Below are 23,795 nucleotides of genomic sequence, written 5' to 3' on the forward strand. Positions count from 1 at the left end.
GAAAGAACCACGAACGCAGGCCGATTAAACGAACCGGAACGAATCCGTGACCGGCACAGGAGATTGGCTATCCCGAGCGAACAACAGATGGTTCCAGAGACGGATGGTGAGCCATGAGCAGCGATCAGCTGGCGGACCCTGCGGCCAGTGGGGGATTCGACTACACGAGTGATGCCATCGCCGAGCCCGAGCTGTGTGCAGTGCTCGATGAGCTGATCGACGGCGAGGTTCGGTTTGACACCTATTCCAGACAGCTGTACGCAACAGATGCCAGCGCGTACGCGGACGTTCCGATCGGCGTCGTCTTTCCCGAATCGACGGCCGACGTGGCAGCCGTCATGCGCTACTGCGCTGGGGAGTCGATTCCCGTCTTGCCACGCGGCGGCGGGACGAGTCTCGCCGGACAGGCAGTCAATGAGGCCGTTGTCCTCGATTTCACCGCCGCAATGGACGACGTGCTTGAGGTTGATCCGGCCACCCAGACCACAACGGTACAGCCCGGCGTGATTCTCGCCGAACTGAACGATAGCCTCACAGCCCATGGGCTGAAGTTCGCGCCGGATCCGGCCTGGGGAGACAAATCCACGGTCGGCGGTGCGATCGGCAACAACTCGACGGGGTCTCATTCGCTCGTCTATGGAAAGACTGACGCGTACATAGAATCCTGTGAGCTCGTGCTCGCGGATGGCTCGGTCGCTCACTTCGGGGAGATCGATCGCACGACGCTGCGTGAGCGAGCAGATCCATCGAGCGAGGAGCTCATCGAGCGGATCTACGCCACTGTCTGTGATGTCATCGACGAGCACGCAGCCACGATCGAGCAGCGCTATCCCGATCTCAAGCGAAACGTCTCGGGCTACAATCTCCCGGCCCTGCTGGGTGGGGACACGGTCAATCTCGCTCAGCTGCTCGCCGGCAGCGAGGGAACGCTCGGCATCGTCACCGAGGCCACTGTTCGACTTGAACCGATCCCCGAAACGAAGGCGGTGGCGTTGCTCACCTACGATTCGATCGGCGATGCGGTCGCAGACGTGGCACCAATCCTCAAGCACGACCCCGCCGCCGTCGAGGTGATGGACGACGTGTTGCTCGGGCTGGCCGCCGACACCGAGGAGTTCGCAGACGTGGTGTCACTGCTTCCTGACGACGCCAACGCCGTGTTGCTTGTCGAGTGGTACGCAAACAGTGACGACGACGGAAAACGCCAGGTGAACGAACTGCTCACAGACCGTCTCGGTCCCGATTCGCGTGCGAGCCACGCATTAGAGGCTCACGAACCGGCTCGTCGCCAGCGCTTCTGGAAGCTGCGGAAATCCGGTCTTCCAATCTTGCTCTCGCGAACCGCTGATGAAAAACACATCGCGTTCATCGAAGACACAGCGGTGCCCGTCGAGAATCTCCCGTCATTCGTCGCGGGCGTCCAGGAGATACTCAATGAATTCGACACGTTCGCGAGCTACTACGCACACGCTGGGCCCGGTGTCCTCCACATTCGACCGCTCGTCAACACGAAGACGATCGACGGCATCGAAACGATGGAAGCAATCGCCGACGCGATCACGGATCTGGTAGTAGCACTCGATGGAAGCGTCTCCGGTGAGCACGGCGATGGGCGCGCTCGCACCCAGTGGAACGAAAAACTCTACGGCGAGACGCTCTGGGGCGCGTTTCGGGCGCTGAAAACCGGCTTCGATCCGGACTGGCTGTTGAATCCTGGAAGCGTCTGTGGCGACGTCTCGATGACAGAATCGCTCCGGTTCGATCCAGAGTACGCGTTTGACGCCGGATTCGAGCCAGCGCTCGAATGGGACTGTGACAACGGATTTCAGGGGATGTCCGAGCTCTGTCATGGCTGTGGCGGCTGTCGGGGAGGGCAGACGACGACCGGTGGGGTGATGTGTCCAACGTATCGGGCGACAGACGAAGAGATCCAGTCCACACGCGGGCGTGCGAACATGCTTCGAGCCGCGATGAGCGGCCAGCTCCGACCGGACGAGCAGTTCGACCAGGAGTTTCTCTCAGAAGTGCTCGACGTCTGTATCGGCTGTAAGGGCTGTCTCCGGGACTGTCCCAGCGGTGTTGATATGGCAAAACTGAAAGCCGAAGTGAAACACGCCGACCACCAGCGCAACGGTGTTACGGTTCGCGATCGACTGTTCGGACGGATTGACGACGCGTTTGCGCTGGCCAGCGCGAGCGCGCCGCTGTCGAACTGGCTGCTCAACGCGCCTGGATCGAGCTGGTTTGCCGAACGCGTACTCGACATTGCACCCCAGCGATCGCTCCCGACGTTCGAACGCAAGACGTTCACCGACTGGATGGCAGATCGCGAGCCAGCGGTGTCCCAGGAGAATGGTATCCGGTCGGCCGTGCTGGTCCCTGACGCAACCGTCGAGCACAACGAACCCGCCGTGGGAAAAGCGGCCGTCAGGGTGCTTGAGGCCGCCGGCGTCCACGTTCGTGTGCTACCAGCGCTCGAAAGCGCCCGGCCACCGCTCTCGAAGGGATTGCTCGACAGGGCGAAATCAGTCGCCGAAGATGCGGTCGATCGGCTCACCCCACTGGTTGATGCTGGCTGGGATGTCGTTGCGATCGAACCGTCCGACGCGGTGTTGTTCCAGCACGACCTGGAGGATCTTCTCGGGAGCAAACACGCCGAACCGGTTGCCCAGCACAGCTACGGACTGTGTGAATATCTGAACCGATTCGATCTAGTTGCGGAGATGACGATATCGCAGAGTCCAGAGACATACGTCTATCACGGTCACTGCCATCAAAAAGCGATCAAAAAAGACCACCATGCGGTGGCGATGCTCCGTCGGCTGGGGCTGACTGTCGAGGTCATCGATAGTGGCTGTTGTGGGATGGCCGGAAGCTTTGGATATGAAGCCGAACACTACGATCTCAGCGTCGCTATCGGCTCGATTCTACACGACCAGCTCGCATCTCGTGATGGGAGCCCGATCGCTCCGGGCACCTCCTGTCGAGCACAGATCGAACATCTCACTGACGAGCAGCCACCGCATCCGATCGAAATCGTCGCAGCGTTGCTCGACACCAAAATAGAGTCGTAACCTATATCAAATCCGCATCGGATACTACTTACTGTGTCCGGGTTGGGGTAATGGCTATCCTTCAGGCTTGTGGAGCCTGAGACGCGGGTTCGATTCTCGCACCCGGACTGGTTTTTCATGCCGTACAGCTGAACTCACTGTTCTCTGTCGACCTGTCGCTACCGATTAGCTCCTTGGCCGATATTTCCACACCGCTCGAATTAGTATTTTATCCCTGGAAATGGTATTAACCCGAAAATGATGTGGATCGTTCCGATTCAGTCGGTGTTCCTGTCAACGCTCGACACCCAGATCGACATGGCGGACTGGGACGATCGAACGGTCGAATTTCCGTTCGCTGCGCGCGTGCTGGGGGTGACAGCAGACGCAGAGACGAACAACGGCGTGCACGCAGAGCAGTACTGGGACGCGATGGCTGCTGGCGATCCACTGTTGATCTATCAGCGTGACCGTGATCGGTACATCGGCTTTGGCCGGCTGGGGACCAAGACACAGACCACGTACTTCGACGAGGAGTACTGGCACGCCGGTGCGCACAACGTGTTCACGGTCGAAGCATACGACGACACGCTGGACGTAGAGACCGACGAAATCAATCAGATGCTGGGCTATGAGCCGTCGTTCACTCCGACAGGGCTCTCGAAGGTTCGGTCCGATCGGCCGATCAGTGATCTGCTGTTCTATCTCGACGTTGCTCGGGGACCACTGGCAACCTGAGCGGTCGCCGAACGGACGAGCTACGTCGTTCGAGCCAGTAGTGACCGCATGAACGTTGGCATCGTGACTGTCGGAAATGAACTGCTGTCCGGCGAAACGGAGAACACGAACGCGAGTTGGCTGGCCACACAGCTCACCGATCGTGGTGTATCGGTCGGTCGCATCACTGTCGTGCCGGACGAGGTTGCGACCATTGCTGACACCGTTGACTGGTTCACCAATCGTTTTGATGCCACGATCGTCACTGGTGGGCTCGGTGGAACCCCTGACGATCTCACCATGGCGGCAGTCGCAGAAACGTTCGAGCAGCCACTCGTTCCGAACGAGCGCGCACGCGAGAACGTGACCGCCGCGATTCGATCGTATCAGGCGGAAAATTCAGACGCGGCGATTTCGATTGACATCGAGAGCGAGGCGTCCATTCCGAAGGGCGCACGCGTGCTGTTGAACGAACCGGGGCTCTCACCCGGCTGTGTGCTCGAGTCGGTGTACGTGTTGCCCGGAATCCCATCGGAGATGCGATCGATGTTTGCGTCGGTCGCCCACGAGTTCAGCGGCGAGCGACGGACGCGGACGGTGTACACGACCGATCCGGAGTCACAGTTAATCGAGACGCTCGAAGCCGTTACCGACTCGTTTGCCGTCTCGGTTGGCTGTTATCCCGACGACGCTGCTGGACACAATCGTCTCACACTCACCGGGACCAATTCAGCGGAGCTGACCGATGCGGTTGCGTGGCTATCCGAACGCGTGGAACTCACCAGCGATTCTCATCAGTAATTGGTGTGGTAACACCGATATCATCACCGGCCACCTCGATAGCGTCCATGAGATCCGTTCGGGTGAGAACGCCAGCGAACGCGCCGTCATCAACGACGAGGAGCAGATCCAGCTTGGCGAGTTGGATCGATCTGAGTGCGTGGCTTGCCGCAGTATCCGGCGAGATTGTGTGTGGCGACCGATCCATCACGTCGCGGACCAGAAGGCGTCCGCGTTCGAACTCGTCTGCAGTTGGCGTCGATCCCAGCGTCACCAGCCCAACCAGCGTATCGTCTTCAACGACCGGAAATGCGGTCTGTTGTTCGGCGTAGATGCGATCGAACAGTTCGGTGAGCGTTCGATCCGGCTCAATCGTTGCCACCGCGGCCCTGCTCGTCAGCAAATCGCCAACCGTCAGGCCGTCGAAGCCAGGCGCGACGGTCGTCCGTGCGTCTTCGGCCGTTGCGCCGAGATAGATGACGAACGCGATCGCCACCAGCCCGAGATTGAGACCCGTGAGCACGCCGGCGATTGCCAAGACCACAGCCAGCAGTTTGCCGAGCTCAACGACGTAGTGGGTTGCACGGTCGTACGGAACCGCGATCGACAGCACTGCGCGAGCGATTCGGCCACCGTCCAGTGGAAGGCCAGGCAGCATATTGAGAAGGACGAGCGACAGGTTCGTGACGGCGAGAAATCCACAGAGAAAGACGCCACTGATGGCGAGTATGCTTTTTCCGGGATGAACCATCGTGGGGAGTGTTCGGAACGCACCGAAAAATACGACACCCATCACGAGGCTGACGACCGGGCCACCAGCGGCGATTGCGACTTCATCTTGCCAGTTTCGTGGGAGCTCCTGGAGATTCGTCAGGCCACCAAGCAGCCAGAGCGTGATCCCGGTAATCCGGTAGTCCAGTCGCTGGGCGACGATCGTGTGGCCGAGTTCGTGTGCCAGCACGGTCACGAACAGCCCCATTGCCGCAGCAAAGCCGATTGCGTAGGCGTGGCTGGAATCAGTGAGCACCGAGACTGGGATTGTGAGGGCGAACTGAGAATCGAGCAGCGCCACCCAGAACGGCACTTCAGCGCCAATCAGAAACGCCAACAGCGGGAGAACAACCAGGAGCGTCGCGTCCCCCCTGATCGGCACGCCGGCAATCCGTCCGAGCTGGACGCTCTTCATGACCCCTCGTTCAGCGACGATCGGCTTAATGGTGGGCCAACTCGAGAGCACTTAGTATCGAGCGCCACATCGGGTAGGCATGAGCGATCGCTCACCGGTGGTTCGACGCGCAGCTGAGGTAGAGTACGAAACGGTGGAAGCCGCGGACGGAATGGAAAAGGGCGTGCTCATCGGCGATGACCAGAACGCTCCGAATCTTGCGATTCGACGGTTCACGCTCGATCCGGGTGCGACCGTTCCAGAACACACCAACGAAATCGAGCACGAACAGTACGTACTCGCTGGCGAGTACGTCGTTGGCATCGAGGACGAAGAGTATGTCGTCAGCGAGGGTGATTCGCTGTTCATTCCCGCCGGCGCAGTCCATTGGTACCGAAACGAGGGCGAAACCAAAGGTGCGTTCATCTGTGCGGTGCCGGCGGGGGATGACGAGATCGAACTGCTCGAAGAGCGCGGCTAACCGACTGCCGTCTAATGCATTGTGCAACGACCGATTCTACCCGGTCGTAATCCGTGCGACGGCAGGGTGTTGCTCCTTGAGGCCAGTCGGACAGCCGAGACTGCGATAGCGCCCATAGGAATCGAGCAGTTCGATCAGTCCATCAGCCGCGCTCGCACAGCCGGGTCGATCGATCCGTTCGACAGGAGAACAGGGCCGACGTTCCCTGGCCAATATCCACCACGTGGTAGAGCTCAGCTTCCGAGAGCTCAGATCGTGAATCGACCGTCGAGAGGTTCACGCAGTTGCGATCTTCGTCTCTGAACAAAAATAGGGAAAGCGTCATCGTCGCCCCCAGAGTGGACAGCACAGGTGATGATCGCGATGACCGCGGAGCTGTCTGCGACAGACGACACAGCTGTGACTGTAGTGGTTCAACGAGTCGGTACAATTACGGTCGCGTGTGTTCTCCCATTGCGTGGGTGATCCTCAGTTTGAGAGCCCAGCGTCGGGTGTCCTTAGCACCCGGCGCATTCAACACGAACGCGCAACGCCCTCGCGACGCAGCTGTGCTCTCGTGTTGCATTGCCTTTCCGATCGATTATAAAGCTAATTAGGAATAATTGTGAAAGACGGATTCAGTAACAAATTCTCTCACCGAAGCCGGATGGCCAGAACGAGCACAAGAATGAGGAACGATTTGAGCAGCTCGAGTGATTCTTCGAACGACTGTGCTTTGAGCAGTGACTTCCCAAAACCGACGAGAACGGCACCCAGAACGAACAGATAGACGTATTTCATGAACCGACTGGGTGAGGACCGTCGCCACATGGTCCCCTTCTAGTCGCTCAGTGACAATGAATCCATTCTCGAAATCCGAGTGCTATTACTGGCTGTGGCCGCTCGATCAACGCATGACGGGACGCTACTACGAGGAGTTCGAAGTGGGCGAAACGATCGAACACGAAAAACGCCGGACCATCAGCGAGGCGGACAACCAGACGTTCTGCGACATGACGATGAACCAGCAACCACTGCACCTGGACGCAGAGTTCGCTGCTGATTCGCAGTTCGAACGTCGGCTGGTCAACGGCCTGTATACGATGTCGCTTGCCGTTGGGCTCACGATCGGTGACACGACCGACGGAACGATCGTCGCGAATCTCTCCTACGACAACGTCGAACACCCGAATCCCGTCTTCGTTGGCGATACGATCCGTGCACAATCGACCGTCACCGACAAACGAGAAACCTCCGATGGCGAACGCGGGATCGTCACCATGCACGTCGAGGCGTTCACCGTCAACGGCGAGTCCGAAACGCTTGTCTGTGAATTCGACCGGACTGCGCTGTCATTGAAACGTCCAGATGAAAATTAAAGACATAGATCACCAACATATAATACGAACTGTTGTGTGCAACTGTATGTGAAAATTTCAGGACTTATCGACCGCATTCGACGTGTCCGAACCACCAGTGTATTTGCGATAATTGTCGTTATCGGACTGCTCTGGAGTGCTCTCGAAACGTATGGACGTATTCTGGCGATCTCGCCCGCTGTGTCGTTGGTCTTTGACGTGTTCGAGCTACTCTCGAATCCATGGATTTTCTCCGGAACGGTCGTGGTGATCGGCACGGTTGTGGCCTACGTATGGCATACCGTTGACCATTTCTGGACCAAAGCGGCTGCCAAATTCAATGCATGGAAAGCACGATTGCTTCCGGATGAGAAACCAATTGTCACCGGGATCATCGAACACGGAGATTGTCAGTGGAAAGCGAGTTACACAACTACAGATCGTGTTACCACGCCTGAACGACTCTGTCCGTTCTGTCAGGTTGGGCTAATCGAGCGGACCATCACACAGCGGGCTCTCGATCGGCCGAACACCCCAATTGGTGCTGACGATCGAACCTATGAGAAGACGACCGAACTCCGAGAGAACATCTATGGAACCGCAAAAACAGGGACCGACGAGCACGTCCGCGCGTTGGCCTGCCCGGATGATGACTGTCGGTTCTCGATTGGGGCCCAATCGCAGACAAAGGCCGACGAATCGGCTGTGAGACAGCTATTTCAAGAACATTTCGATCACATGGCAGCTGGGGAGACAAAGCCGTTCGAGCGCTGGCGAACTCTCGCAGCGGAACAAACGAATGCAGAGGACCTGGAGACGACGGATCTCTGGGACGTGTACGTCCGAAAAACTGATGCTGACGATTCAATCGTGGCGACCCAACGATTCGGCGGCGGACTTCCCGGAAAAGAAGAGTCGCCTAGCTGTGCGGCGCTCGAAGACCACCGAAGTGACGCGAATGCCGTCGAACAGCTGCTCGAACGAACGCCTCCCCACCTCGATCAAGTGTTCGCAAAGCTGTTTCGGATGAGCTATCTCCGTGATCTAAAGGAGATTCACGACGAGATGGATACGCAAGATGAGCGCTGTCGTGAGGGGCTCCAGCAGCTCGAGGCTGCCTACGGATCGACGGTCGAGCGTGTCCTTGCGGGTCGGTACGAACGCGAACGGCCACGCTGTGAGCTAGGGGCAGCCCAGATCGAACTCGAAGAAGCAATGGATGATTACGCCGCGCTTTCGGATTCGATCGATGAGGAGTACCTTCCATTCGAACGAGGGACATGGCTATATCGAACGAGACACGCCCTGGAAGACGCCACCTCGTACGTACAGCAACTCCAACAGTTCAACTCCTACGAAATCACACTCACGAATCGAATGGAAACGTTCGATGGCAGATACAAACCATACGAGCGAGAACAGCAGTACATGACCTCGCCGGATGAGGAGTTTCTCACCGACGAATGCGAAGCAATACGGGCGGACCTTCGTGACCTTCACCGAGAGCTGGAGCTTTCGATTCTTCCCGAAGAGAACGAAGAGTGGGCCAACGAACGGTTGGCTACCTACAACGCCTATGCCGACACCCTCAGCGATTACAACGAACGGTTTATTCAGAGCGAAAAGCAGCGATTTTCGAAACTTTTCGAAACTGAACACGGATCGCTCAATGAGGCACAACAGGAAGCAATCGTCAAAAACGACCGTCACAATCTCGTTGACGCCAGTGCTGGCACAGGCAAAACGCTTACTCTCACGTATCGTTTCCTGTATCTCCATCGCAAGGGAGTCCCGCTTGATGATATTGTCGCCGTAACATACACGAACGACGCCGTTGCGGAGATGCGTGATCGAATCAGCGATGCACTCGGTATTGATGATCAACGGCTAAACATTTTCAATTATCATCAGTTCGCCATCAATCTCGTCGGTGATGAGTTCGAATCTTCGTCGTTCGATCTTGATGAGCCCCACGAACGGTTCGTGTCGCGAATACTGCGTGCAGATCCGTCGCTCCCAGAGTGTGATGAAGGGACAGTCAACCAGTTTAGGGAGGCTCACCAGCGGTTTCTGACCATTGGTGCGGAATATATTGAAACAAGCAGGTACGGTAAATCCGCACACGAATACTGCATCGATAAGTACACTGACTTTCTCGAAAACGCCAGGACGTTTGCACTTTCACCCGAAGCGGTTCGTGATCGGACGGACTCCACCGATGAGATCCAGCAGGCTTTCTGTACCGCTGGATCCTGGTTACTAGAAGCCTTCCTCGAATACGCAGATTCGATTGGGGGGCCTGCAGACTTTACGGCAATTTTAGAATCTGCGATCGAAGCTGGCGAACGTGATCCAGTGCGGTTCGAGGCGATGTTCCAGCATATCCTTCTCGATGAGTTCCAGGATGCAAACCAGATGATCATAAAATTCGTCAAACAATTCATGGGAGAAACGAGCGATACGCGCCTATTTGCCGTCGGTGACGACTGGCAGAGCATCTATGGCTTTCGGGGGTCCGACCCGTCATTTTTCATCGATTTCGACGACCAGTTCCCCGACAATGCGAAAACCCAGCTCGAAATCAACTACCGCTGTCCTCCAGCGATCGTTCAGGCTGGAACAGAGTTGATGCAGTACAGCGAAGACGAATTGACGTACAAAGACGTCACAGCCGACTCTGACGTTGAATCAAAACCCACGGTGCGCACCCTCAGCGGCGTTTACGACCGCCGATTACCGAGTACGGTCGTCGATATTGTAGAACAATCACGTACTGCACCCGATATCGATACCGGTGATATCATGGTCCTCTCTCCAACTGACACTGCAGGTCCGTTCACGGATGCTATCAGGGAAACGCTCGAAGAACGGTCGATCCCCCACGGAAACGGGGATAACGCGGTAACAGTCCAGACAATACACAAATCGAAAGGCACTGAAGCCGAGGTGGTAATTCTCGCGAACGCACGGGAGCAGACGTACAATGGGCTGCCGAAACCCCACAGGGAAAATCGATTGCTCGATCCCGTAATTGATAATCAGGCGTCCCACTTCGCAGAGGAACGGCGTGTGTTCTACGTAGCAATGACAAGAACAAAGCGCGAGCTTTACATCGTCACTGAACACGGCAACGCGTCACGATATTTGTCTGACATTGATCATCATCTTGAGGAACAACGATCCGACACATGGGACCTTACTGGCACCGTTGGAACCTGGAACAACCTCGGACACGGTGATCCCAAACCGTTCGAAGCCATGTTCTTCTGTGATGGATTTTCAATTCCACTCGTTGCCTGGCAGAGTACTCACCTGAAAGAACTCGTCCCAGGGAACGAGTACAGACTCTCCAACATAGATCCACAAAATAATGGTTTCGGAGAGCAGATCGTTATCGATGAATCAGTCGTGAAAGAACCGATCACGACGGTGTCTCCTTCGGCGCAGGACTGAGAACGCAACACAAACGAGAATCTGAGAATTCGAAGTCGGTGAGATCCTTGCCATTTCACTGATGACGACCTATTAAATGCCGGAGATATCGTTCTTCGGCTCCAGCCCCACCCATTTTATTTCACATCAGACCCAATAGTTATGATCCTCAATGAAGTTGGGTTTCATATGGGCGATACACCGTCGGCAGATCGGTTTGAGTGGTTGACGCTCGAGACCGATGAGGAACTGTTGTGGGGCGAGACGCCCCATCGTTTGAGTCTCTACGTATCGGTTGCGGTCGGGCTCCCGCTCTGTTTACTACTCGTTGGAATTCCACTCGTGATAAGTTCGTATCTGGATCACACGCGCACGCATTACGTGGTGACGAACCAGGCAGTGTATAAGAAAACGGGCGTTTTCTCGCGGAACGTCAAACGGATCGAGTTTGATAAGGTACAGAACACCTCCTATCAGCAGACGTTCATCGGATCGAAGTTCGGCTACGGGACGGTTGAGGTTGCAACCGCCGGAACCGGTGGCGTGGAGTTGCTCTTTCGAAACGTGGCCAATCCCCGAACGATTCAGTCGATAATCAACGAACAGAGCACTGACACCGGTGGAGACGAGTCAACCCAGGAAAAACAGGACGTGTTAGAAGAGATCCTCTCAGAGCTCACTGCAATTCGGCGCACTGTGAGCGAGGACACTGAACCAACGATCGGGATTTCGGATCCGTCGAACGGCGACACGGAAACGATCGACGAATCGCCATGAATAACATTGAGACAATACTTCCGAATCAGCACAATGAAACCGTCCAGTGGCTCGGCCATCCACGGCGCATGCGCATCACCGGACCAGCCATTGCGGGCGTTGCACTCATAGCACTGAGTTCGCTGGGACTCATCATTCAACTCCGTGATATCGTTACCATCCCACAGGGAGCGATTCTTATCGCCGTCGTCGGGATTGTCCTCGGTCTGGCGATACCGATCTGGAACTACGTGGTGTTGCTCAACACTCAGTTCATAATCACCGACAAAGCGGTGTACAGCAAACGCGGCGTCTTTTCCACCCGTGTCGATCGAATCAGTCACCGGATGATCCAGAACAGCACACTCATCCAGGGCCGATTGGGTCGATTGTTGAACTACGGCTCGATCAGAGTCGACACCGCCGGCGTGGCCGGCGCGCTGACGTTTTCGGACATTCGACATCCACGTGAGATTCTGGACAGAATCGAGTCGATCCAGGGGATCGAACACACAGAACCGGAGATACCCGGAACGATCGAGGAGTGGACGGCAATTGCCGAGGAAGTACGCCAGCTTAGAGTCGCGATCGAAGCCGACTGATCAGAGGACCGTCCCGTGTTTTTTGGACGGAATATCCTTATCGACCGTCTCGTAGAACGCAAACCGATTGGCGAGCTCACTGCGAAGCGACGATGGCGGAACGATCTCATCGATCACCATCTCGCTTGCCATTCGATGTATGTCGATATCCTCCCGGTAGGCTTCTCGCAGCTCCTGCTCACGCTTTGCCCGTTCGTCCGGATCGTCGATCGCGTTGAGCTTGTTGGCATACACCGCATTGACGGCTGCCTCTGGCCCCATAATACCGATCTCACCCGACGGAAGCCCGATAGTCGATTCGGGACCGTATGCTGGCCCGGACATCGCATAAATCCCTGCACCATAGGCTTTGCGCACCACCACACACTGCTTTGGAACCGTCACCGAGGAGGTGGCATAGATCATCTTCTTTCCTTTCTCAAGAATACCCTCGGTTTCGACGGCCGAGCCCGCCATAAAGCCCGGCGTATCACACAGATACAACAGGGGAATCTCGAACGCATCGCATTTCCAGATGAATCTGGCGGCCTTCTCGGCTGCGTCCGGAAAGATCGCACCAGCGCGTGCTGCCGGTTGATTCGCCACCACGCCGACTGGCCGCCCGTCGATCCGGGCGAACGCAGTGAGTATCTCCGGTCCGAACTCTGGTTTCAGCTCAAGGACCGAGTCGGCGTCGACCACACAGTCGAGCAGCTCGCGCATGTCGTATCCCTTGTTCGGATCCGTTGGAATGACGCGATCGAGCTGCGACGGTGAGACCGATGGGGCGACGGGATCAGCCTGTGGCGGCGTCTCCTCGCAGTTGTCCGGCAGATACGAGATGAGCTGCGCAACGAGCTCGCGGGCATGCGTTTCGTCGTCAGCAATCAGGTCTGCACTCCCGGACTGCTTGGTGTGAATCTCTGGCCCGCCGAGTGCCTGCATGTCGATCTCTTCGCCGGTCACCATCTCCACCATTCGAGGGCTAGCGATCGCCATCGCGGACATATCACGGACCATAATGGTGAAATCCGCGAACACCGGCGTGTACGCTGCACCCGCAATACACGGGCCATACAGCACACAGATCTGTGGTACGCGCCCGGAGAGCATCGAGTGATTGTAGTAGTACTTCCCGATCCCCTCTCGGTTGGCGAAAAAGCCCGTCTGCTGGTCGATTCGTCCGCCCGAGGAGTCCATCAGATACAACACCGGCCGACCGGTTTCGAGCGCACGTTGTTGCATTCGAAGGAACTTCTCGACGCCCTTCTCGGCCATCGATCCGGCTTTCACCGTGAAATCGTTGGCCATGAAATGAACGGTCCGGTCCTCAAACTCGGCTCCGCCGGTGAGGAGTCCATCCGCCGGCAGCTGATCATCAGCGTCGAATTCGGCGAATCGTCCGTCCTCGAACAGCAGTTCGTCGAACCAGAGATCGAGTCGGTCACGAACGAACAGCTTTCCCTGCTCATCGAGCCGTTCTTTGTACTTCTCTGGGCCACCTCCTTCGATACGAGCGATCTCTTCGAGCAGCTCGATCTCTCTGTCCGTCGGGCCCACATCATCGGCCGGCACCGCAGTACCAACTTCGTCTGCTGTGTGAACGACAGCTGGGGCCTCTTCGTCCCCGACGTACACCTCGACTTCCTCGACGGCGTGTCTGGCGAGTGCCGCCGCGGTCGCCCTGGCCTCCTCCTCGCTGGCGTCCGCATCGATCCGTACCTTCATACATAATATTCTTAAACGGACCTAATAGGGCTTTGCGAACTTCCGTCGCAGATCGGTCGCTATCGCCCCAGATCGAATCGGTCTGTGAGTCCGATCAGGTCCGCGTTCTCGAACGAGTGCGATGCTATCTCCCCGGTCCAGATTCCCACATCGTGGTGGTGGTCGTACGTAACCGGCCCAAAAGAAGCCGTGTGCGATCCGGTGTGGTGATTGTGGTACTCGAGTGCGGTGGGGAATGACCCACTCTGGTGTTCTTCCGTGTGCGAGCGCAGTTCTGGCGTCCCATCGCTCCAGAAACAGACGCCATCAACCGTTGGGACGACGGCAACCGGCCCGCCATCGGATCGGCCAAGCGCTTCTCTGTGTTCGACCGGCCGGTGGCGATCGAATTCGCTGTAGGCGTGTGCAAGGCTTCCGGTCGCCTCCTCATCGAGCCGGAAGTGATTCCCATCCACGTCCAGCCAGCCGGTGAGCGAAAGCGCCGGTCGATGCTCGACGACACGATACCACTCGATCCCGGAGTCACCAGTCGAGCCCAAAATCTCGGTCACCGGCTCGACGTCACTGGTGTCGAACCCAACGGTGAGTCGTGTATTCCCCATCCGACCCGAGAGCCTCGCTGTCCGTCCACGAAGCTCGATCGTCAGTCGACTGTCCAGAAATCTGCCGACGGCCATCGGATCAGACAGCGATTCAGGCGGCACATGACAGACGAACGGCGGCAACAGGCGTGACCGATCGACCAGCACGGACCCCTGGTCCCGGTCGTACACCCAGAGCCGGGTGACACCAACGATACCGTCGTCGATCACGGTTCCCGAAAGAACGAGTGATCTGTCTATCCCCCAGAATCGTAGCAGAGTCCGACCACCTCGCCACGGCAGGAATCGCGAATGCGATAATCGCGATTGCGCGGGCGCAACTGGCGATTCACACTGCCCCCGAAACGTTCCCGTGGTGAGCGTTCCATCCGAAATCGGCACGGCAGGCGCAGACCCGAGCCCCATACGTACACACGTGGATAGTATGAAGTATGTGTTGTGGTGTCTGCAACAAATAATTACTCTGCGAGTGTTTCTTCGAGCCGGTCGATGTAGGAGGTGTTTCCGACGTGTACGGGAACGCGCTGATGGAGATCGGTAATTTCCACGTCGAGCAGCGACTGCGATCCATCGGATGAGCTGCCGCCGGCGGCGTTGATGATATGCGCGATCGGTGCGCCTTCAAACAGCAACCGGAGTTTCCCGTCTGGATGTGTGTCGAGCGCGGGATACGCGAAAATTCCGCCGTAGGTGAGCACCTGGTTCACGTCACCGATCATTGCACCGCCGTATCGGAGTTTCAGCTCCGTTGCGACCGTTTCAGCATACGAGGCGAATGGGGCCGGCCAGTCGGGTTTTCGGCCACCGAAGCCGTACACCACCGGATCGGCCGGGATGGAGAGATCTTCACGAACCGCCGTTGGTTCACCGTCTTCGATGACGTACTCGGTGACGCCATCGTCTGCGACCACCATCGTGGTGAGTGGTCCATAGAGCACGTACCCGGCTCCAACGAGCGATCGACCGGTCGTTGGAAGTGACTCCTCGTACACCCCAACGATCGTCCCCATCGCGTTGTTGGATTTGACGTTCGAAGAGCCATCGAGAGGATCCACAGCCACGGTGTAGCCCTCACCGTCGCCGACAGCGGCGTCGCGCTCTTCGCTGGCGTACTTGCCGACACTCGACAGCGAACACAGCCGCTCTTCGAGGAGTCTGTCGGCGTACACGTCGGCTTCGAGCTGTGTCTCACCGCTCGGATTGACGCCGTCCTCGTATGTGCGCCGACCGGCGAGACTTGATCGAATCTCGCTGGCCGTTTCGGCGACGACCTCGAAGATCGGTGAAAGTGTCATGCCTCGAGTGCGGCGTCGACGGTCGTCTCCTCGAAGATGACCTTTTCGAGTGCATCGAGAATCTGCGTCGGATTCTCACGTTGCCAGACGTTGCGTCCGACGGCAAGTCCTTTCCCCCCAGCGTCGATGACCGCCTTCACGCTCTCTAGGAACTCCCGATCGGAGGTTTTCGACCCGCCGCTCATCACGACCTTCGTTTTGCCGGCCATCTGCACGGCATGTTCCATTCCGGCTTTCGAGCCGGGGTATTTCACTTTGGCAACGTCTGCGCCAAGCTCGAGCGCAAGTCGGGAGGCGTACGCAATGACGTCGCTTTTCGTATCGTTTTTTAGCCCCTGGCCGCGCGGATACGACCACATCACGACGGGCATGTCGTGCGCACGCGCATCTTCCTGTATCTCACGGAACTCTTCGGTCATCTCGACCTCGTGGTTCGATCCGCCGTACAGCGTAAAGCCAACGGAGCTGGCACCAATCTCGTGGGCGTACTCGACCGAACAGTTGACAGAGCTGTCGGGTTCGCCCATCCAGAGATTTGAGGTACCGTTGAGCTTCAACAGGAGATCGGTGTCGTCTTCGTAGGAAGGATAGTACGCCTCGGCAACCCCCTTTTGCACGGCGATCGAGGTCACTGCTGGATGTGTTGCCGCCTCGAACGTACGGGCTGGATCTGCGCTCTCGGGGAGACCGGTGAAATCCGCCGGCCCGTGTTCGAGACCGTGATCGTACGCAAGTATGAGTACTTTGCCGTCCCGTGTGAGAGGCGTCTCGTCGATCGGGATCATAGTTCGAGTGTATCGGAGCGGCGTAATCAGTGTACCGGCATTCGATCAGAAAAATATTTACTCACTTTTGCAAGTATCTGCTTGCTAATGGGTTCTCCTGGCGTGAAAACACGGTAGGTTTAGGCCGGCGGATCGCAGAGCGAAGGTATGGAGTTTCGCACGGAGATCGAGAGCGTTGCGGTTATCGGCGCTGGGACGATGGGAAGTGGGATCGCACAGGTTGTCGCCCAGGCGGGCTATGAAACGCAACTCTATGATATCGACACCGACCGCGTTGAAGCCGGCTTCGAAACGATCGAATCGAGTCTCTCGAAGCTCGTCGAGAGCGATCGACTGACAGCCACGGAATCGGAGACAACACGCGACCGAATCACCGGCACGACGGAGCTCTCAGCGCTTTCCGACTGCGATCTGGCGATCGAGGCTGCCGTCGAGAATATGGAGATCAAACAGGAGATTTTCGCCGATCTCGACAGCACGCTCGATTCGGACGTCATACTGGCGACAAACACGAGCACGCTGTCGGTGACTTCGATTGCGAGTGCAACGGCCCGTCCCGAACTTGTTGTGGGGCTCCATTTCATGAATCCGGTGCCGGTGATGACAGGGGTCGAGCTGGTCTCTGGGGCACACACGACCGATGCAGTCGTCGAGTTTGCGGATGAATTCGCCCAGGAACTGGGAAAGGAGACCTGGCTGTCGGACGATAAACCGGGCTTTGTCTCGAACAGAATCTTGATGCCATGGATCAACGAGGGAATTCGGGCGTATGACGAGGGGGTTGCCACGAAAGCGGACATCGACCGCGGGATGAAACTCGGGACGAACGTTCCGATGGGCCCGCTTGAGCTTGCCGACCACATTGGTCTCGATATCTGCCTCGATGCGACTGAAACGCTCCACGAGGAGCTTGGCGATCGGTACACCCCGGCGTATCTGCTCAAACGAAAGGTAGCAGCCGGTGACCTCGGTAAAAAGACCGGAGCGGGCTTTTACAGCTACGAGTAGGCACCACTCCCGCGCCAATCGTGATGCTAACTATCAAGAGTGGGTAGTACCCACATCAATCATGGACTTTCGTTTGACAGACGAACAGCGACAGATCAAGGAGATGGTCTCGGAGTTTGTCGACGAGGAGATCGTTCCCGTCGCCGATGAGATCGACACCACCGACGAATTCCCAACAGGGTTAGTAAGCGAAATGGGCGAGCTCGGGCTGATGGGCATGCCGTTTCCCGAGGAGTACGGCGGCGCGGGTCTGGACTATCACTCGTATGCGATCGGCCTCGCAGAGATTGCTCGTGGCAGTGGTGGACTCGGCACGGTTGTTGCGGCCCACACATCGCTGGCCGGCAACATGCTGTACGAATTTGGGTCCGAAGACCAGAAAGAGGAGTATCTGACACCGCTGGCGGCAGGGACCGACGTTGGTGCGTTTGCGCTCTCTGAGGCTCAGGCGGGAAGTGACGTGCCAGCAATGGAAACCACCGCCGAGCGCGAGGGCGACGAGTACGTGATCGACGGTGGCAAGCTCTGGATCTCGAACGGTTCGGTTGCGGATACGATCACGCTGTTTGCAAAAACCGACCCTGCGGCGGAGTCGAAGGGGATTTCATCGTTCATCGTTCGACCTGGCGAGGATGATGGCTTTTTCGTCGAAGGAACGGAGCACAAACTCGGTGATAAGGGCTGTCCAACCGCCGAACTCCGCTTTTCGGAGCTTCGACTTCCAGCCGACCGCCGACTGGGCGAGGAAGGTGAGGGGTTCGTTCAGGCGCTCAAAACGCTTAATGGCGGCCGGATAACCATTGCTGCCCGTGGTGTCGGCATCGCACAGGCGGCACTCGATCAGGCAATCGAGTACGCAACCCAGCGTGAGCAGTTCGAGCAGCCAATCAGTGAGTTCCAGGCCATCCAGCACAAACTCGCCGACATGGACACCAAGGTGAACGCCGCTCGATTGTTGATGCACCAGGCCGCCGATCTGAAGCTGCGCGGCGACTCGTTCATCAAAGAAGCCGCACAGGCAAAGCTCTACGCCAGCGAAGTCTCCCGAGAAGTGGCCAACGAAGGCATTCAGATCCACGGTGGCTATGGCTACACGACTGACTTTCCGGCAGAGCGCTTCTATCGAGACGCGAAACTGAACGAGATTTATGAAGGCACCAGCGAAGTGTTGCGAAACACGATCGCAAACGAACTGCTCTGAGCGCAATCGATAGGTTCGAACCGCTGGACCCCTGTTGTGTTGGTATGCCGACCGAGACGATCACCGCGCAGTACGAATCCACGCCAAACGAACACCGGGTGACGATTTCACACGGTGAAAAGCGCGTTACGATCGCACAGAATGCCACTGGCTATGCAATCTGTTCGGTCCGATCAGGCGGTAACGAACTGGAGCGCTACTACGCACTGGATATGGCACTTGATCACGCCGCCGAATATCTCGGTGTCGATCCGCGAGCGATCGAACTTCCCGAACAGGCCCAAACCCTGGGGATCTGAGGAGGTGTTTTCTGTCTTGCTGGCTCGTCCCAGCACTCTCAAGCTACTAATTATTTCGTTCTAATGTATTTCTGTTCGAACAGTAAATTGTCGGTGTAGAGCTTCCAAAACGATTAATTGGTGGCCTGAACACCGATAGCTGTGCACGACTCACGGACAATAGTATTTGTATTGATACTCGTAATCATGATCGCAGGCTGTAGCAGTGTGATTCCTCAACCCGACGCACCCAGTGGAGGGATAGATGATGAAAGCATTGGGACTCCAACACCCACATCGGTCGATTCGACAGCCCCTGGACCTGCAGAAACCAAAGCGGGTAACACTGAATCGACAGCAGAGAGTGGACCGCTGACGCCGGCGACGAACACATCGGAGTTTGAACGACCAACACCGCCGAAATCCCCCGAATCAAAACCTCAATCGCGCATTCACTCCGTTCGGTTCAGTCACCGTGAACCGTCTCCAAACGGCAGCGGATACGCAGATTTCGATCTGTTCGTTCGTGCGAATACGACGATGCGAAATGTGGACCCAGAACCCGACGTGGACGGTGAGCCGTACTTCTACGTCACCGTTGAAGGCAACGGTGTGAGCCGGGCGAGCGTTCCGTACCGCGACAACGGCACGTTCGGTCTCGAAGTGCCAGTAAGGGCACTCACTCCCCATTCTGCGGGAACGCTTTCGGTCTCAGTTGGGCTCTACGATGTGGATCATGCCCACGATGATCATTACGACTCCTGGAACGGAACGATCGAGTATACCCCAGCAAACGGTCCAGTGTCTACTGGACTTTCCTGAACGGGGACACCGGAAATTTCGGTGCTAGAACGCGAAAATCGTGTCGTTCACCGACGTCCACAAACGCCGGAGATTGCGTCTTCGGTGACAGTGCTCGAATCCTTTGCGGATGCAGATTTTGCCTCGATGGTGTTGGACGAGACAGTTGCACCGATGTCGTCGAGACTGACCTCGGAGCCGTTTTTCACGACCGTGATTGGCTGTGTGACGACGAGATCGGTAACCTCACCAGTGTAGGTGTAGGTGTCTTCCCACGGACCGAGGCCGCCCTTTGCGGTCGAGCCGTCGATCGTGTCGGAGTCCTCAAGCGAGGAGTCCATTGCACGACTCTGTTCGAATTCGCCCGAAACGGTGAGCTGATAGTCTGCCCAGCCCTGCACGTTGGAGCCGTCGAGCGTGATCGTGTTCGTCGAGCTTCCAGAGCTGCTGGTCGATCCTTTCGTGACCTCCTCGGAGTCCTGCTTTGGCTTGTAGGTAGCAGCCGAAGAGATATTTGCCGCGATGAAATCGATCGTGCTCTCGGCACCGTTTTTCTGTGGACCGACCACAGTCTGCCCACCGATCTCGAGCGTTGGGGTGTGTGGAATCTTCAGGTCCTCAGAATCAGCGTGCGAATCTTTCACGAGGCTGTCGTACTTTCCGTTTTCGGCCGCAGCGACGACCTCGGAGATGTTGTCTACGCCAGCCTGGGACATGCGTCCTTCGAGCGAGCTCGGCGTCACTGTACCCGAAACCAGGTCGTCGAACATGTTCTCGAAGAGCGTCCAGTACGAATCGGGATCTTCCTCCCAGACACCGAGCGTCGTTGCGCTGATTTCTGGGTCGCTCGAGGAAATGAATCCTCCCGACGTGCCGTGAGTCGTTCCGCGCCCATATGGGTCGTACGAAATCGTACGGAAGCGGAAGTTCAGCTTGTCGGTTTGTACGAGCTCATCAACGATGTGTGGCAACACACTCTTGACGAACTCCTGTGTGAACGGACATTTGAAGTTCCCGTACAGCGTTGCCGTCGGGTTGTCCGGGCTCTTTCCCATCGTTGGGTAGAGAAACGATGCGTTGTCTGGAACAGGCGCGTTGTGCACATCGGTTTTAGCACTCGCCGTACCAGCACCGGCAGCGACACTTGTTACCGCAGCGCTGCCAGTAACTGCCAGGAACTTTCGACGTGATGGCTTCATCCGGCTAACACTCCTCCGAACAGGACTAAAAAGGGGGCCGGTCGTTTACCGACATTTCAGGCCAATTCAGACCGTTGCAACTGTTGCAAACGATTGTTTAATCGCAAGACGGCGGAGCTTTTGCACTGATTAAATTGTGGTTGTCAAAATGCCTCCAAGTGGCCGGTTAATCACTGGATATGGCGATGGAATCACCCCCTTCATATTATTACTTCTTGTTAGAGTGTTGATTAAATGTGGTACTGTAATGAGGCGCGAAGGGGGCCGACCGGCTTTTCCTTCCGGGCGATCAATTGGAAGGTCCGTTTGCAACTGCTCGTTTACACAGGTCGGTTGGGAAATGGTCCACGGAGTGGGGTGCGTAACTGACGTGAGTTTGGGCGTGGATGTAACTCTCTTAACCAGATCTCACGAATAGATGGCTCACCATTGTGCACAGTAGAATTGACAGCAGTCGCTGATCGATTGCTCGGCAACATACGAACTACACACTAAGAACATTACTGCGAAAGGAATTGAAGCGCCCGAGGCGGGATTTGAACCCGCGTCACGACCGTGACAGGGTCGTATGATGGGCCACTACACCACCCGGGCTGCCTGCATTCCATTGTATTCCCGACTTCCATTTAAGGCTTTCCAATCGATCGTGTGCTGGTACTGACTGGCGTGCCAAAAACTGGTATATCGCCAGCGAGCGGGCTGCTGACCGTCGGTAGTAAGGCTTATGCCGGTTGGTCCGATATGCCTCTGTAGTATCTCGAGATAGCCTTCTCCATCACTGGCCAGAGACACACATGGTAGACGCAACCGAACACGAGCTCGTCCCAGAGCATCACCTCGTAGAAGAGGAGAGGCTCGAAGAAATCCTTGACGAGTACAACATTGACCGCACAGATCTTCCAAAAATAAAACGACTTGATCCGGCCCTTCGGGATGTCGATGCAGAAGCCGGAGACGTCATTCGAATCGAACGTGATTCACGAACCACTGACACCGCGATCGTATACCGACTGGTAATAGAATGAACAGGGAAAGTAGACGCGCAATCTCTCGGGAATATTTCTCTCGTGATCGACTCGCAGCGCATCACTTCCGATCGTTCAACGCCTTTCTCAACCGGGGGATGCAGGAAGTGGTTGATGAAAAGGAGACGATCGACACCGACATCGGGGATAAGGAAGGCCAGGAGCCAGTGTGGGTTGAGCTTGGCAACGTCCGAGTGACCACGCCGCGCGTGCGTGAAGCCGATGGCTCCGAAGAGCTGCAGTATCCCCAGGAAGCACGGCTGCGAAACATAACGTACGCTGCACCGGTGTTCATGGAGATGACCATCGTTCGCGGCGGTGCAGACGAAGAAGAGCACATCGTCGATCAGTCCGAGACGAAAGTCGGACGCATGCCGATCATGGTGGGCTCAGAAAAATGCAACATCACTGGATTCTCCGATGAAGAACTGATCGAGATCGGCGAGGATCCTGCCGATCCTGGTGGCTATTTCATCGTCAACGGCTCCGAACGGGTGTTGATGACCTCCGAGGATCTGGCACCGAATAAGATTCTTGCAGAGGAAGACACGAAATACGGCGAAACAATTCAGGTAGCAAAAACGTTCTCACAGCGCCGTGGCTATCGCGCGCTCGTGCTGTGTGAGCGAAACAGGGAGGGACTGCTCGAAGTGTCGTTCCCCTCTGTTTCTGGCTCGATCAACTTCGTGACGCTCGTGCGAGCGCTCGGGCTCGAATCGGACGAAGAGATCGTCCACCGGGTCAGCGACGACCCCGAGGTCGTCAAATTCATGCTGGAGAACCTAGAGGCCGCAGAAGTGCAATCGACGACCGAAGCCATCGAGGCACTCGGTCAGCGCGTCGCACAGGGCCAGGGGAAAAATTATCAGCTCAAACGCGCCAACTACGTCATCGATCGCTATCTCCTCCCACATCTCCATGAGGACGGCATCGACGAAGAGGAGGTTCGGCTCAACAAGGCGTTTTACCTCTGTCGGATGGCAGAAGCGTGTTTCGAACTCGCGCTCGGTCGTCGCGAGGCAGACGACAAAGACCACTACGCGAACAAGCGCCTGAAGGTGTCTGGCGATCTAATGCGTGATCTGTTCCGCACCGCGCTGAACAAGCTCGCACGCGACGTGAAATACCAGCTCGAGCGTGCGAACATGCGTAATCGACAGCTTTCGGTGAACACGGTCGTTCGGTCCGACGTGTTGACCGAGCGGCTCGAACATCCGATCGCTACGGGCAACTGGGTCGGTGGTCGATCGGGGGTTTCACAGCTCGTCGACCGGACGGATTACATGGGCGTCCTCTCTCACTTGCGCCGGCTCAGAAGCCCGCTTTCGAGAAGCCAGCCCCACTTCGAGGCACGAGATCTACACGCCACCCAGTGGGGACGGATCTGCCCGTCAGAAACGCCTGAGGGGCCAAACTGTGGGTTGGTGAAAAACTTCGCACAGGCAATGGAGCTGTCACAGAACGTCGAGGACGAACGCACACTCAAACGTGAGCTGTCGGCCATGGGTGTCAGGGGGATCGCCGGGCTCGACACGCTCGAACGCTCCGCAGCGGGCGACTAACACCGAATC

22 protein-coding genes and 2 tRNA genes are annotated in these 23,795 nt (G+C 57.0%); 15 read left to right on the forward strand and 9 right to left on the reverse strand.

What is annotated here, in order from left to right:
* Window positions 1–113: 113 nt before the first annotated feature.
* The 4 genes from JXQ78_RS07305 (at window position 114) to JXQ78_RS07320 (ending at window position 4,571) form a co-directional block, all read left to right on the forward strand.
* Window positions 114–3,074: an FAD-binding and (Fe-S)-binding domain-containing protein gene (locus tag JXQ78_RS07305; protein ID WP_330630121.1), complete on the forward strand. Its 2,961-nt coding sequence runs from the start codon at window positions 114–116 to the stop codon at window positions 3,072–3,074.
* Between the two features lie 36 nt (window positions 3,075–3,110).
* Window positions 3,111–3,182: transfer RNA gene (locus JXQ78_RS07310), tRNA-His, on the forward strand.
* A 129-nt stretch (window positions 3,183–3,311) separates the two neighbouring features.
* The gene (locus JXQ78_RS07315) at window positions 3,312–3,791 is read left to right on the forward strand and encodes a hypothetical protein (protein WP_330630122.1); all 480 of its coding nucleotides are present in this window, start codon (window positions 3,312–3,314) and stop codon (window positions 3,789–3,791) included.
* A 48-nt stretch (window positions 3,792–3,839) separates the two neighbouring features.
* Window positions 3,840–4,571 carry a competence/damage-inducible protein A gene (locus tag JXQ78_RS07320; RefSeq protein WP_330630123.1) on the forward strand — a complete coding sequence of 244 codons (732 nt, stop codon included), beginning with the start codon at window positions 3,840–3,842 and terminating at the stop codon, window positions 4,569–4,571.
* On the opposite strand, the gene JXQ78_RS07325 is transcribed toward JXQ78_RS07320, so the two are convergent.
* Entirely contained in the window at window positions 4,549–5,736 is a 1,188-nt protein-coding gene (locus JXQ78_RS07325) for a site-2 protease family protein (RefSeq protein ID WP_330630124.1), read from the reverse strand. The genes JXQ78_RS07320 and JXQ78_RS07325 overlap by 23 nt on opposite strands.
* 79 nt (window positions 5,737–5,815) lie before the next feature.
* Between JXQ78_RS07325 and JXQ78_RS07330 the strand changes: the two genes are divergently transcribed.
* Window positions 5,816–6,196, forward strand: a complete 381-nt coding sequence (locus tag JXQ78_RS07330) for a cupin domain-containing protein (RefSeq protein WP_330630125.1) — start codon at window positions 5,816–5,818, stop codon at window positions 6,194–6,196.
* A 36-nt stretch (window positions 6,197–6,232) separates the two neighbouring features.
* On the opposite strand, the gene JXQ78_RS07335 is transcribed toward JXQ78_RS07330, so the two are convergent.
* Window positions 6,233–6,409 (reverse strand): hypothetical protein, encoded by a 177-nt coding sequence (locus JXQ78_RS07335; RefSeq protein WP_330630126.1) that lies wholly within the window; start codon window positions 6,407–6,409, stop codon window positions 6,233–6,235.
* 420 nt (window positions 6,410–6,829) lie between these two features.
* A complete protein-coding gene (locus JXQ78_RS07340; RefSeq protein ID WP_330630127.1) occupies window positions 6,830–7,006 on the reverse strand; it encodes a hypothetical protein in 177 nt (58 codons plus the stop codon).
* A gap of 83 nt (window positions 7,007–7,089) precedes the next feature.
* On the opposite strand from JXQ78_RS07340, the gene JXQ78_RS07345 reads away from it, so the two are divergent.
* From JXQ78_RS07345 to JXQ78_RS07360, 4 genes are all read left to right on the forward strand, one after another.
* A complete protein-coding gene (locus JXQ78_RS07345; protein ID WP_330630128.1) occupies window positions 7,090–7,554 on the forward strand; it encodes a MaoC family dehydratase in 465 nt (154 codons plus the stop codon).
* 48 nt (window positions 7,555–7,602) lie between these two features.
* Complete coding sequence (locus JXQ78_RS07350; RefSeq protein ID WP_330630129.1) at window positions 7,603–10,986, forward strand: UvrD-helicase domain-containing protein; 3,384 nt, start codon at window positions 7,603–7,605, stop codon at window positions 10,984–10,986.
* Window positions 10,987–11,154: 168 nt separating this feature from the next.
* Window positions 11,155–11,742 (forward strand): PH domain-containing protein, encoded by a 588-nt coding sequence (locus JXQ78_RS07355; protein ID WP_330630130.1) that lies wholly within the window; start codon window positions 11,155–11,157, stop codon window positions 11,740–11,742.
* On the forward strand, window positions 11,739–12,323 hold the full coding sequence (locus tag JXQ78_RS07360) for a PH domain-containing protein (protein WP_330630131.1): 585 nt from the start codon (window positions 11,739–11,741) through the stop codon (window positions 12,321–12,323). Before JXQ78_RS07355 ends, JXQ78_RS07360 begins: the two co-directional genes overlap by 4 nt.
* On the opposite strand, the gene JXQ78_RS07365 is transcribed toward JXQ78_RS07360, so the two are convergent.
* The 4 genes from JXQ78_RS07365 to JXQ78_RS07380 are packed head-to-tail and all read right to left on the reverse strand — an operon-like array spanning window position 12,324 to window position 16,712.
* Window positions 12,324–14,030 carry an acyl-CoA carboxylase subunit beta gene (locus JXQ78_RS07365; protein WP_330630132.1) on the reverse strand — a complete coding sequence of 569 codons (1,707 nt, stop codon included), beginning with the start codon at window positions 14,028–14,030 and terminating at the stop codon, window positions 12,324–12,326. It abuts the gene before it with no gap.
* A gap of 59 nt (window positions 14,031–14,089) precedes the next feature.
* On the reverse strand, window positions 14,090–15,037 hold the full coding sequence (locus tag JXQ78_RS07370; protein WP_330630133.1) for a hypothetical protein: 948 nt from the start codon (window positions 15,035–15,037) through the stop codon (window positions 14,090–14,092).
* A 53-nt stretch (window positions 15,038–15,090) separates the two neighbouring features.
* On the reverse strand, window positions 15,091–15,927 hold the full coding sequence (locus JXQ78_RS07375; protein ID WP_330630134.1) for a class 1 fructose-bisphosphatase: 837 nt from the start codon (window positions 15,925–15,927) through the stop codon (window positions 15,091–15,093).
* A complete protein-coding gene (locus JXQ78_RS07380; protein ID WP_330630135.1) occupies window positions 15,924–16,712 on the reverse strand; it encodes a class I fructose-bisphosphate aldolase in 789 nt (262 codons plus the stop codon). Before JXQ78_RS07380 ends, JXQ78_RS07375 begins: the two co-directional genes overlap by 4 nt.
* A 147-nt stretch (window positions 16,713–16,859) precedes the next feature.
* Here JXQ78_RS07380 and JXQ78_RS07385 point away from each other — a divergent pair, with 147 nt between their 5' ends.
* From JXQ78_RS07385 to JXQ78_RS07400, 4 genes are all read left to right on the forward strand, one after another.
* A complete protein-coding gene (locus JXQ78_RS07385; protein ID WP_330630136.1) occupies window positions 16,860–17,720 on the forward strand; it encodes a 3-hydroxyacyl-CoA dehydrogenase family protein in 861 nt (286 codons plus the stop codon).
* Between the two features lie 61 nt (window positions 17,721–17,781).
* A complete protein-coding gene (locus tag JXQ78_RS07390) occupies window positions 17,782–18,921 on the forward strand; it encodes an acyl-CoA dehydrogenase (protein ID WP_330630137.1) in 1,140 nt (379 codons plus the stop codon).
* Window positions 18,922–18,965: 44 nt separating this feature from the next.
* Entirely contained in the window at window positions 18,966–19,220 is a 255-nt protein-coding gene (locus tag JXQ78_RS07395) for a DUF7111 family protein (RefSeq protein ID WP_330630138.1), read from the forward strand.
* A 207-nt stretch (window positions 19,221–19,427) separates the two neighbouring features.
* Entirely contained in the window at window positions 19,428–20,021 is a 594-nt protein-coding gene (locus tag JXQ78_RS07400; RefSeq protein WP_330630139.1) for a hypothetical protein, read from the forward strand.
* Between the two features lie 47 nt (window positions 20,022–20,068).
* On the opposite strand, the gene JXQ78_RS07405 is transcribed toward JXQ78_RS07400, so the two are convergent.
* Window positions 20,069–21,199, reverse strand: coding sequence for a DsbA family protein (locus JXQ78_RS07405; RefSeq protein ID WP_330630140.1), 1,131 nt, complete (start codon window positions 21,197–21,199; stop codon window positions 20,069–20,071).
* A 521-nt stretch (window positions 21,200–21,720) separates the two neighbouring features.
* Window positions 21,721–21,793 (reverse strand) — tRNA-Asp (locus JXQ78_RS07410).
* Between the two features lie 200 nt (window positions 21,794–21,993).
* Here JXQ78_RS07410 and JXQ78_RS07415 point away from each other — a divergent pair.
* Together JXQ78_RS07415 and JXQ78_RS07420 are read left to right on the forward strand one after the other, a co-directional pair.
* The gene (locus JXQ78_RS07415; RefSeq protein WP_330630141.1) at window positions 21,994–22,224 is read left to right on the forward strand and encodes a DNA-directed RNA polymerase subunit H; all 231 of its coding nucleotides are present in this window, start codon (window positions 21,994–21,996) and stop codon (window positions 22,222–22,224) included.
* Window positions 22,221–23,786, forward strand: coding sequence for a DNA-directed RNA polymerase subunit B'' (locus tag JXQ78_RS07420; protein WP_330630142.1), 1,566 nt, complete (start codon window positions 22,221–22,223; stop codon window positions 23,784–23,786). The genes JXQ78_RS07415 and JXQ78_RS07420 overlap by 4 nt, the downstream gene beginning before the upstream one ends.
* The last annotated feature ends 9 nt before the right edge of the window (window positions 23,787–23,795 follow it).

Origin of the sequence: Halocatena halophila (assembly GCA_027563145.1) — an archaeon.
Lineage (GTDB): Archaea > Halobacteriota > Halobacteria > Halobacteriales > Haloarculaceae > Halocatena > Halocatena halophila.

Bases quoted from the DNA above. Each gene is read 5' to 3' on its own strand.
- JXQ78_RS07305 (WP_330630121.1), top strand. From the start codon at position 114: ATGAGCAGCGATCAGCTGGCGGACCCTGCGGCCAGTGGGGGATTCGAC.
- JXQ78_RS07315 (WP_330630122.1), top strand. From the start codon at position 3,312: ATGATGTGGATCGTTCCGATTCAGTCGGTGTTCCTGTCAACGCTCGAC.
- JXQ78_RS07320 (WP_330630123.1), top strand. From the start codon at position 3,840: ATGAACGTTGGCATCGTGACTGTCGGAAATGAACTGCTGTCCGGCGAA.
- JXQ78_RS07325 (WP_330630124.1), bottom strand. From the start codon at position 5,736: ATGAAGAGCGTCCAGCTCGGACGGATTGCCGGCGTGCCGATCAGGGGG.
- JXQ78_RS07330 (WP_330630125.1), top strand. From the start codon at position 5,816: ATGAGCGATCGCTCACCGGTGGTTCGACGCGCAGCTGAGGTAGAGTAC.
- JXQ78_RS07340 (WP_330630127.1), bottom strand. From the start codon at position 7,006: ATGTGGCGACGGTCCTCACCCAGTCGGTTCATGAAATACGTCTATCTG.
- JXQ78_RS07345 (WP_330630128.1), top strand. From the start codon at position 7,090: ATGACGGGACGCTACTACGAGGAGTTCGAAGTGGGCGAAACGATCGAA.
- JXQ78_RS07355 (WP_330630130.1), top strand. From the start codon at position 11,155: ATGGGCGATACACCGTCGGCAGATCGGTTTGAGTGGTTGACGCTCGAG.
- JXQ78_RS07360 (WP_330630131.1), top strand. From the start codon at position 11,739: ATGAATAACATTGAGACAATACTTCCGAATCAGCACAATGAAACCGTC.
- JXQ78_RS07365 (WP_330630132.1), bottom strand. From the start codon at position 14,030: ATGAAGGTACGGATCGATGCGGACGCCAGCGAGGAGGAGGCCAGGGCG.
- JXQ78_RS07370 (WP_330630133.1), bottom strand. From the start codon at position 15,037: ATGGGGCTCGGGTCTGCGCCTGCCGTGCCGATTTCGGATGGAACGCTC.
- JXQ78_RS07375 (WP_330630134.1), bottom strand. From the start codon at position 15,927: ATGACACTTTCACCGATCTTCGAGGTCGTCGCCGAAACGGCCAGCGAG.
- JXQ78_RS07380 (WP_330630135.1), bottom strand. From the start codon at position 16,712: ATGATCCCGATCGACGAGACGCCTCTCACACGGGACGGCAAAGTACTC.
- JXQ78_RS07385 (WP_330630136.1), top strand. From the start codon at position 16,860: ATGGAGTTTCGCACGGAGATCGAGAGCGTTGCGGTTATCGGCGCTGGG.
- JXQ78_RS07390 (WP_330630137.1), top strand. From the start codon at position 17,782: ATGGACTTTCGTTTGACAGACGAACAGCGACAGATCAAGGAGATGGTC.
- JXQ78_RS07395 (WP_330630138.1), top strand. From the start codon at position 18,966: ATGCCGACCGAGACGATCACCGCGCAGTACGAATCCACGCCAAACGAA.
- JXQ78_RS07405 (WP_330630140.1), bottom strand. From the start codon at position 21,199: ATGAAGCCATCACGTCGAAAGTTCCTGGCAGTTACTGGCAGCGCTGCG.
- JXQ78_RS07415 (WP_330630141.1), top strand. From the start codon at position 21,994: ATGGTAGACGCAACCGAACACGAGCTCGTCCCAGAGCATCACCTCGTA.
- JXQ78_RS07420 (WP_330630142.1), top strand. From the start codon at position 22,221: ATGAACAGGGAAAGTAGACGCGCAATCTCTCGGGAATATTTCTCTCGT.